Raw genomic sequence first — 8,798 nt, 5'->3', positions numbered from 1 at the left:
AATCAGTCGCTACAGCGCACGGACCAAGGTCCAACGATTGCCCGTCGAAGCGATCAGCCGCGCCAGCGCCAACCAGCGTTCCGGTCGTTGCGGTCGCGTCGGCCCCGGCATCTGCGTGCGTCTGTACAGTGTCGAAGATTTCGAAACCCGCGACGCCTTCACGACTCCTGAGATTCGGCGCACCAACCTCGCCAGCGTCGTCCTGCAAAGCAAAACACTGCGTCTTGGGCGACTGGAAGAGTTCCCACTGATCGATCCGCCGCGTGCGGAAGCCATCCGCGAAGGCATGCGAACGCTGCATGAACTCGGTGCAATCGACGAAGACAAGGAACTGACGGAAATTGGTTGGCAACTCGGTCGCCTCCCCGTCGACCCGCGAGTCGGCCGCATCCTGATCGCTGCGAAAGAGATGGGTGTGCTGCCGGAAGTCTTGCCCATTGCCGCCGCGATGGAAAACCCCGATCCTCGCGACCGACCGCCGGAAAAACGTGCCGCCGCCGACGAAGCTCACTCGGCATTCAAGGATCCCGAAAGCGATTTTCTTTCGCTGCTGAGACTGTGGCGTTTCTACGACTCAATGCGACGAGACCACAGTCGAGGAAAGCTCACGCGGATCCTTCGCAAGAATTTCTTGTCGCCCACTCGAATGCGCGAGTGGGCGGACGTGTATCGCCAACTCAAAGAAATGGCGGCCTCGATCGGCGAAGGCAAACGACGTCGTCCCAAAGGGAAATCAACCACACCGCGAAATTCCGTTGGCAAAATCCGATACGCCGATTTAGATCCCGCCAAAGCAGATCACGAACAACCTGTTGTCGACTCGGACAAGTACGTTCTGATCCATCAAGCCTTGATGACGGGATTGCTATCTGGCATCGCAATGGCCGGCGACAAAAACGAGTACACGGGTGCCGGTGGATTGAAATTGTTCCTATGGCCCGGCAGCGGAATCTTCGACGCCAAACCGAAGTGGATTGTCGCTGCCGAGTTGGTCGAAACGGCCAAGCAATACGCTCGGACTTGTGCGAAGATCCAACCGGGATGGATCGAGGCCGTTGCGCCGCACTTGCTCAAAGCCTCTTACAGCGACCCACACTGGAGTCGCAAAAGCGGCGGAGCGTTCTGCTACCAGCGTCAATCGTTGTTCGGTTTGCCCGTCGTCGTTCGCCGCCGCGTTCCGCTGGCTCCCATCGATCCAGCCACCTCGCGTGACCTTCTGATTCGCCACGGATTGCTAGAGAACGAATTGCCGACGACCGCGAAGTTCGTCCGCCACAACCGGCGTTTGATCGAATCGATCGAAAAGTTGGCCGCGAAAACTCGTCGACGTGACTTGGTGGTTGATGACTACTCGCTGCTGTCTTTCTATGCGTCGCGATTGCCAGAAGACGTGTGTGATCGACCGCGATTGGAAAAGTTTGACCGGCAAAGTCCCACGCCGCCCTGGGTGTCCAAACTGAACAACGACGTCGCCCTCGCGGCATGGTTGGCGGATCCACCATCCGAAACTGCCGACGAGGAATCGAAAACAACGCCTTACCTGCGTCCACAAGACATCGTGTCGGTCGACTCGGTCGCGATCGCCGAGGACGCTTACCCAGACGAATTGGCTGCGGGGTCATCCCGTTTGCCACTGCAGTATCACTTCCGCCCCGGAGCCGAGGACGATGGGGTTCACCTAACGATCCATGAAGCCGCGCTCCCGCAAGTCAGCGACGATGCACTCGGTTGGCTGGTGCCTGGTTTGCTGGAACCCAAAGTCATCGCGATGATCAAATCGTTGCCCAAACGATTGCGTCGCAACTTGGTTCCCGCCGCGGACGTCGCCGCCCGAGTTGTCGAAGAAATCTCCGACAAACGCGGCCAAGTCCCATTCATGCCAACGCTGTGCGAAGCGTTGACGCGGCATGCAGAAGTCCGTGTGGTCGAGTCGGATTTCCAAGACGAAAAGCTGGAACCACACCTCCAGTTTCTAGTCAATGTCGTCGATGACACCGGCAACGTGATTGAGAAGACTCGTGGGGTCGACGCTGTCAAAGCCAAGCTCGGCTCGCGCGTGATTGACGATGCCGAAGTCACCGCTGCGACCAGCGATCCAGAAGCAGATTGGTCCCGCGACAAGATGACAACGTTCGAACTGGACGTGTTGCCTCGCGAAGTCGTTCGCAAACGGGGCGGTGTTCAAGTCGCCCAGTATCCCGGCCTGGTCGATCAAGGCGACTCGGTCTCGACCAAACTGTTTTCCGATGAAGCCACCGCGGAAGACGCCACGCGGCTCGGCATGATGCGACTGTTTGCGATCGCCTGCCGAAAAGACTTGCGTGCCCAAGTCCGACATCTGCCGGCACTTGCGGAAGCCAAGATCAAACTCGCGCCAGTCATCTCCTCCACCGTCATTGAGCACGCGCTCGCTGACCTGATCGTTCGAGTCGCGCTGGTCGAAAGCCAACCAGGTCGCAAGATGCCGGTGGTACGAAAACGAACCGAGTTCGATGAACGCATCCAAATGGCACCGCAACGAATCGGCGAAGCGACCCAAGACATCGCCGGATGGCTGGGCAAACTGACAGATGCGTACCACTCCATGCGTTGCCGGTGGGAGGAATCCAATTCACCCAAGTTGAATGAGGTTCGCGCGGACGTGATGCAACAAATCGAATGGTTGGTGGCAGATCAATTCGTCCAGTGGACCCCCTGGCAGAACCTGCAGCATTTGCCTCGCTATTTGAAGGCGATTGCGTATCGACTCGAAAAAGCCACCAGCGCTGCTTCGCGAGACGCCGACAGCCGGCAATTGATCAATCGCCTGTGGCAGCGCTGGCTGAACGGTTTGCCGGAAGACCGCCGAGACCCCAAATCACAATGCACCAGCGAATTCCGCTGGCTGATCGAGGAACTCCGAGTCAGCCAATTCGCTCAGCCCCTCGGCACGGCGGTGAAAGTCTCCGAGAAACGCTGCGAAAAGCTGTTAAGCTGATCGAATGTCTCCCGCCGATCCCGCCGAAGAACACCCCACCGGCAAGAGCCAACCTCTTTGGAAACGCATTTTTCGCGTGGCGTTGCCCATCGTTTTGCTGGTCGGATGCTGGTTTGCATTTCAAACCAGCGGGGAAGATCTGCGAGCGATGCACCAGCGTCTTGGATGGATCGCACCCGTTGTCACGGTGCCGCTGCATGCCGTGATCGCTGCCGCACCCGTCCCCTCTGACGTGATCGTGATTGCCAATGGTGGCCTGTACCCCTATCACTCTGCGGTCTTTCTTGGTTGGCTGGGTTGGTTCCTTGGATCGACGCTGGAGTTCTTGACCATCCGTTTACTGACCGGAGTGGAATCCGCCGAAGACGCCCGCCAGAAAATGCCAACATGGTTATCACGCTGGCCCGCCGGCAGCCCTTGGTTCTTGGTTCTAGGCCGACAAATCCCCGGTGTTGGCGCACATTTAACCGCTGGAGTCGCTGCGGCAGCGGGCGTGTCGTTGAAGCGGTACTTGCTATGGACCGCGGTTGCCATCGTTCCCGGCGCACTTTTGCTTTCCGCCATTGGTGCTCGCTTGCTCGGCAGTGCTTAGCCACGCGGAACGAACGAAGCAGGCTCGCAGAAATGTTTGATTCTGTGAAGCGCATTGGTTTGCACAAGCACCGTTGCGCAATCTCTCTGTTGCACGAATTCGCCCCACGGGGCCGCCCTACAACAGCCCAGGCAGCGGCTATCAGCCGATCGTTGTCGACCGACGCCGCACCGGTGCGTCGATCCACCCATCTTCAACGCCACGCTCAATTTTGTCTTCAGTTTCGCCTCGACGGAACACCGGTTGCAACCAACGTCTGCTCAACGAAGACGCTTTCGGGGCATCCCCCATTGGGCGACACAAAGACATTGAGCTTTGCTCTTTGAACGTCGTCGCCAGTGCCCCATCACCCCACAATCAAGGAAAACAACATGAAGAAGTTCATCCATTCCGCCGCGTTCTTAAGCTTCGTCGCAACAGGCAGCATGGCCAGTGCACAAGGTGTTCTGAACAACGCCGCAAACCAAGTCGGAAACACGGTCAGTCGGACCGCCGGCCAAACCCAAAACATCGCCCGCGAAGCCGCCGATGGTTTTCGCAACCAAGTCGACGATGCTGCAGCGAGCTCCTCCATTCAGTCCAACGGAATCGCCAACAGCCGAGCGAACCGAAACGGCAACCTGCACTGGGATCAAGGCATCCGTGCCAATGTCGGTCAGAACGTCACGGTCAAGGGCCAACCGTACCACCAGAGTATCGGTACGAACCCAAGCGTTGGATACCAGGATCACAACGTCTACAAGAACCACGGCTACATGCACAACGGACACGGGCAAACCGTGCATCGCTTCCGTGGCTCCCACGTCGGCGTGCCCCATCGTGCGGGGACCACGCACCACCATCATTCGGTGAATCGATACGGCACAACCAGCCAAGACGTTTACACGCTACGCCATGACGCCAGTGGCCGAGAATACATCTGCGTTGCCGGGCAACGAATCTACTTCCATGGCGAAACGAAGACGGATGCAATCGACAGCCAAGAACGATATCAAGCTGGCTATGGAAATGCCGGCCAAGACACCACGGCTCCCCGACGCGATGCTGCGTTGGACAACGATCATCACGATCAAGACGAAGCAAACGTCGTTGGCGAATCGCGTGCAAATGTGGAGTCAAATGTAGACGCTGGGCTCACCCCCGAAGCGGACGCCAGTGTCAAAGACTCCGGTGCCAGCAAAGAAGTCAACTCGAACCTGAACCGAGCGGCTGGCGACACGAACGTGGAAACGGGCGTCGACGCTGCGGCAGCACTTAAAAGTGCAATCAAGTAAACACCACTGGATCGAGTGATCCACTCAGCGCCCGGAAGCTCACACGAGCACCGGGCGTTTTTTCATGGAATCTTCCCAATTCCGTTGGTGGGTACCTAGGATCGACCAGACACTCACGCCGGGGAAATCCGCGAATCCAGAGCAATCGACCGCCACCCAGCGGTGCATCACGCTGGAATTGACAGCCAACCTGATGTCTGAACAACCAATTGGGTTATCATTTCTTTCGTCGCGAACCGATTCGCGAAGAAATTGGCTGTCCCGGGCGCAAACCTCTTCGGGACCAAAACGATGGGAAGACTGATCGATGAAATTGAAATGCCCGGGTTGTTCGAAATTGCTCCAGGTCCCGGACAGCGCCGCGGGAAAAACCGTGAAGTGCCCCTGCGGCAAGCAACTGCGAGTGCCCAGCCCGAAGGGTGCGGCTCCAACACCTGCCGCAGCACGGTCCGCACCTGCCTCGGCCAGGCCCGCTGCCCCTGTACGACGGCCACAGGCCGCCGCCAGCCCCTTGGGAGCTGATGCAGGCCTGTTCGATGAACTCACAGAAACCGATTTGGCTCCCGTCGCCGTCGTGGCTCAGCCAGGAATGATGCCGACGGCATCCAGCGGCGGAGGGCACAATCCGTACGCGACATCGTTGGATGAGGGAAGCAATTCCGCGTCCGCAGGGACCGGAAATTATGCCTCGCAGAACCAGCGTGCTTTGAACTATTTTCTCGATGGCATATTTCTTCCAATGTTCATGGGCGGTGGTGGCGTGGTGCTCGGTCTTCTGGCTCCATTGTTTCTTGGACGGGAACCGAACGAAAATCAGATGGCCATTTTCTTAGTAATCGCCTACACCTTGTTCTTCGGAATGTTCCTCATCTATTACGTCGCATTCGAGGCAATTTTTGGTGCAACCATTGCCAAGTTTATGACCGGAACGCGTGTCGTCTCGGTCGATGGCGGCAAAGCAGGGTTCGGCAAAATTCTGGGACGGACACTGGCTCGCATGCTCCCGTTCGAACCAATCTCTTTTCTTATCGGTGACAAACAAGTCGGCTGGCACGACACACTCTCAGGAACCCGCGTCATCGACATCCGGAAGTCCTGATCCAGGAGTTCGTTTCACCATTCACCGAGAATGTCCTGAACCATTGCTTGATATTTTCAACGCAACGGTCGTGCAGCCTCCCAACTTAAATCCTCAACCCAACCGAGACCATTTAGAACCGTTCGCGTCACATCGCTCCACGACAGTCACCAGCCACGCCAACATTTGGGGATAAAGTTCTACCCTCCATCCATCCATCCGGGAGCCGTTTTCAGAGTAGCAAAACGGCCCGAATTCAATGTTATCGGAGGCCACCAGAGTCTCACAACGCTGGCGAAAGTCGGAATTCGCAGGGTACTCATCGTAATTCCAATCGTCGAGGTCATACCCTAAGCAACGGCTGATGTGCTTGATCCGGTAACCGTCACTCAACAATGCCTGCTCCGCGCGGTCGAGAGCATCACGAATGGTTTCGGCGCGTAGCGAGCATTCTACGAAGACCGTTGTGCCAACAGGACCAGGAAAGTCCGATCCTGGCAGTGTCTGAGAGCGAGTCATTACGAACCAAACGCACCGCATACGGAAAGTCGCCTCACGGAAAACTTGATGCCCCTGCCCGAAACGAAGCAGGGGAGTTTGAATCACCGAAAATTGTACCAATGCCAGCGTCCGTTGCCATACGAGCGAAGGTGTGCCGAAGCCCTAAGCGTGGGACGTCAAGAGGTTGGCATTGACACCGCTTTGGACTGTGCAGGTTCTGTTCCTCGACTTCGCCCAAAGGGGCAGCCCTATGCCAGCCCAGGGCAACGCCCTGGGTTATGGCTTCACTCCCTCGTCAGGAACTCGACGATGACTTCAAAAAAAGACCACGCTCACTCGCATTCACTCTGACCTCGCCAAACGGTTTCGGGAAGACTTGCTGCTCAGCGGAAAGCAACCCAGCACCATCGCGTGCTACCGCAATGCCATCGCCCACTTGGCTGAGCACTTCGCTTGCTCCCCGGAAAAACTCTTCGAAGCACAGGTCCGACAGTATGTCTTGCTGCGAAGACAGCAACTGCAGCTCGGTTGCCCCTGCGCGACTGTCGCAATCACCTGACCTGAAAAGCATCCCGGCACACGATTCCAACAGCCGATCAACGCCCTTGCCTGATTCAAAACACCGTTCGGCGTATCCAGAGCGGCTGCCCAAACCACCACGCCGAACCGAACCTCGCACAAAGCCCTCCGCCAGAGCACGCCGCAGCGGACAAAATCACCTGGGAACCAACGCCGGAGTGTCCCCACCGCAAAGCGACTCGCCTTGAACAAGCATTGAGGTTCAGACTCGTACCTCGCTGACCCTAAATCCTAAATCGTTCTGCGAACCTATGATGCGGGTTGGGTGTCTCCATCCCAATACGCCCGCAAGCAATCCGGCAGGGAACCGGCGATGACCGAACCAATCAAGTTCTATAGCACGGCCGACGAATACGGTGAATTCTCCAATTTCGCGGGATTCCCGATCAAGATTGGCAAGAAGATGTGGCCAACGACGGAACACTATTTTCAGGCCATGAAGTTCAAGGACAAATCGGAGCAAGAGAAAATCCGCAAGGCGAATTCGCCGATGCTGGCAGCACGAATGGGGCGAGACCGAAAGCGGACATTGAGGCGAGATTGGGAGTCAGCGAAGGTCAACGTCATGCGCGAAGCAGTGATGGCCAAGTTCACTCAACACGACGAACTGCACGAGTTATTGTTGGCAACAGGAGACGCGAAGATCATCGAACACACGGCGAACGACGACTATTGGGGTGACGGTGGAGACGGCACAGGGAAGAACATGTTGGGCCGAATCTTGATGGACGTCCGGGCGAAACTGCGCGAAGAACTGGACAGCTAGGTTCGCACAACGGGAAGAACATCTGTCGCCGCCGTAAACGAAGCGGACGACGTGGAACGACGATTGATTCTATAACGCGAGCCCGCGTTGCGAAAGAAGGAAGGCGATCGCGCAGCGACCTTGCGGATGTTCAGTGTTGTGTGCCCGACTTGCTACCGTTTACGTCTCCGCCACTTCTTCGGATCGGATGCCGTATGGAAAACGCCGAGCACTTCCGTTGCCACAGATGAATGTTCAAAGACAATCAAATACGGAAAACGTTCGACACGAGCCGCACGCAACGGCGGATCAACCATTCCAAACGATTCTGGCCGTAGTTCCACCGCGTCCAAACGCGAGTCGACAGCAGCCCGAAACCGATCTCCCAAATTCGACTGAAATCTCGTCGTACCAAGCTGCCGCACCTTCGAGGTCGTCGGCAACATCCGGATGAAAACGCAGCGGTTCAGCCATTCACGCGTCGCCAAAGTTCTGCGCGATCAATTGCGATCGATGGATCGGCCTTCAGTTCGGCGCTTCGACGTTTTGCTTCGTCACGTTGCCACGGCTCAAGCACAATCGGTTCATCAGACGCGCCAATGTCGTCCCAAAGTGCTTCGACGATACGGAGTTTCTCCGAAACGGGCAGTTTGCGGAGGTCAGCTAAATCGATGCTCATGGCGAATTAACCTCAGGGTGCACAACGGAAGGTTTTTACGACACCGCCCTAAACGAAGCGGACGAAGCTGAACTACGAGAAATTGTACCAAGGCCAGCGATCGTTGCCAAAGGACGAAGGTGTGCCCGAAGGGCCTCAGCGTAAAAACCATGTTGTACGAACGTGAAGCTGGTTAGCAGTCGAACCAAAGGACCAAACGAACACAGTTTGCCCCAATTTCGCCCTCCAGCATTTCGAGCGATTTCCGCAGAATTCGGTAGGATACTGGAAGGTCGTGCAATTGGATTGAATGGTGGTCCAAGGATTGATCGAATTCAGACGCGGTAAGCCAAGTGGGGCAGATAAGTCCGAGCGGAGACACAGCATCCCAGAC

Annotated in this window: 7 protein-coding genes; 6 read left to right on the top strand and 1 reads right to left on the bottom strand. The window is 56.9% G+C overall.

Going from position 1 to position 8,798, the window contains the following annotated elements; all coding sequences use genetic code 11:
• The 6 genes from ACF8AM_RS19540 to ACF8AM_RS19515 all read left to right on the top strand — a co-directional run.
• The coding region (locus tag ACF8AM_RS19540) for a DUF3418 domain-containing protein (RefSeq protein WP_392557261.1) at positions 1–2,977 on the top strand (2,977 nt) is incomplete at its 5' end.
• A 4-nt stretch (positions 2,978–2,981) separates the two neighbouring features.
• The gene (locus tag ACF8AM_RS19535) at positions 2,982–3,569 is read left to right on the top strand and encodes a TVP38/TMEM64 family protein (protein WP_392557260.1); all 588 of its coding nucleotides are present in this window, start codon (positions 2,982–2,984) and stop codon (positions 3,567–3,569) included.
• 371 nt (positions 3,570–3,940) lie between these two features.
• Positions 3,941–4,843 (top strand): hypothetical protein, encoded by a 903-nt coding sequence (locus tag ACF8AM_RS19530; RefSeq protein ID WP_392557259.1) that lies wholly within the window; start codon positions 3,941–3,943, stop codon positions 4,841–4,843.
• A 307-nt stretch (positions 4,844–5,150) separates the two neighbouring features.
• The gene (locus tag ACF8AM_RS19525) at positions 5,151–5,942 is read left to right on the top strand and encodes an RDD family protein (RefSeq protein ID WP_392557258.1); all 792 of its coding nucleotides are present in this window, start codon (positions 5,151–5,153) and stop codon (positions 5,940–5,942) included.
• A gap of 820 nt (positions 5,943–6,762) precedes the next feature.
• Positions 6,763–6,981, top strand: coding sequence for a phage integrase N-terminal SAM-like domain-containing protein (locus tag ACF8AM_RS19520; RefSeq protein ID WP_392557262.1), 219 nt, complete (start codon positions 6,763–6,765; stop codon positions 6,979–6,981).
• Between the two features lie 285 nt (positions 6,982–7,266).
• Complete coding sequence (locus ACF8AM_RS19515) at positions 7,267–7,767, top strand: NADAR family protein (RefSeq protein ID WP_392557257.1); 501 nt, start codon at positions 7,267–7,269, stop codon at positions 7,765–7,767.
• Positions 7,768–8,212: 445 nt separating this feature from the next.
• On the opposite strand, the gene ACF8AM_RS19510 is transcribed toward ACF8AM_RS19515, so the two are convergent.
• Positions 8,213–8,425, bottom strand: a complete 213-nt coding sequence (locus ACF8AM_RS19510; RefSeq protein ID WP_392557256.1) for an addiction module protein — start codon at positions 8,423–8,425, stop codon at positions 8,213–8,215.
• Positions 8,426–8,798: the final 373 nt, after the last annotated feature.

Origin of the sequence: Rhodopirellula sp. JB055, from assembly GCF_043100905.1 — a bacterium.
In the GTDB taxonomy this organism is placed as follows: Bacteria; Planctomycetota; Planctomycetia; order Pirellulales; family Pirellulaceae; genus Rhodopirellula.
This window is presented reverse-complemented; position numbering and strand designations above follow the sequence as displayed.

Excerpts from the sequence above, each read along its gene's own strand:
- ACF8AM_RS19535 (WP_392557260.1), top strand. The coding sequence starts at position 2,982 with ATGTCTCCCGCCGATCCCGCCGAAGAACACCCCACCGGCAAGAGCCAA.
- ACF8AM_RS19530 (WP_392557259.1), top strand. The coding sequence starts at position 3,941 with ATGAAGAAGTTCATCCATTCCGCCGCGTTCTTAAGCTTCGTCGCAACA.
- ACF8AM_RS19525 (WP_392557258.1), top strand. The coding sequence starts at position 5,151 with ATGAAATTGAAATGCCCGGGTTGTTCGAAATTGCTCCAGGTCCCGGAC.
- ACF8AM_RS19510 (WP_392557256.1), bottom strand. The coding sequence starts at position 8,425 with ATGAGCATCGATTTAGCTGACCTCCGCAAACTGCCCGTTTCGGAGAAA.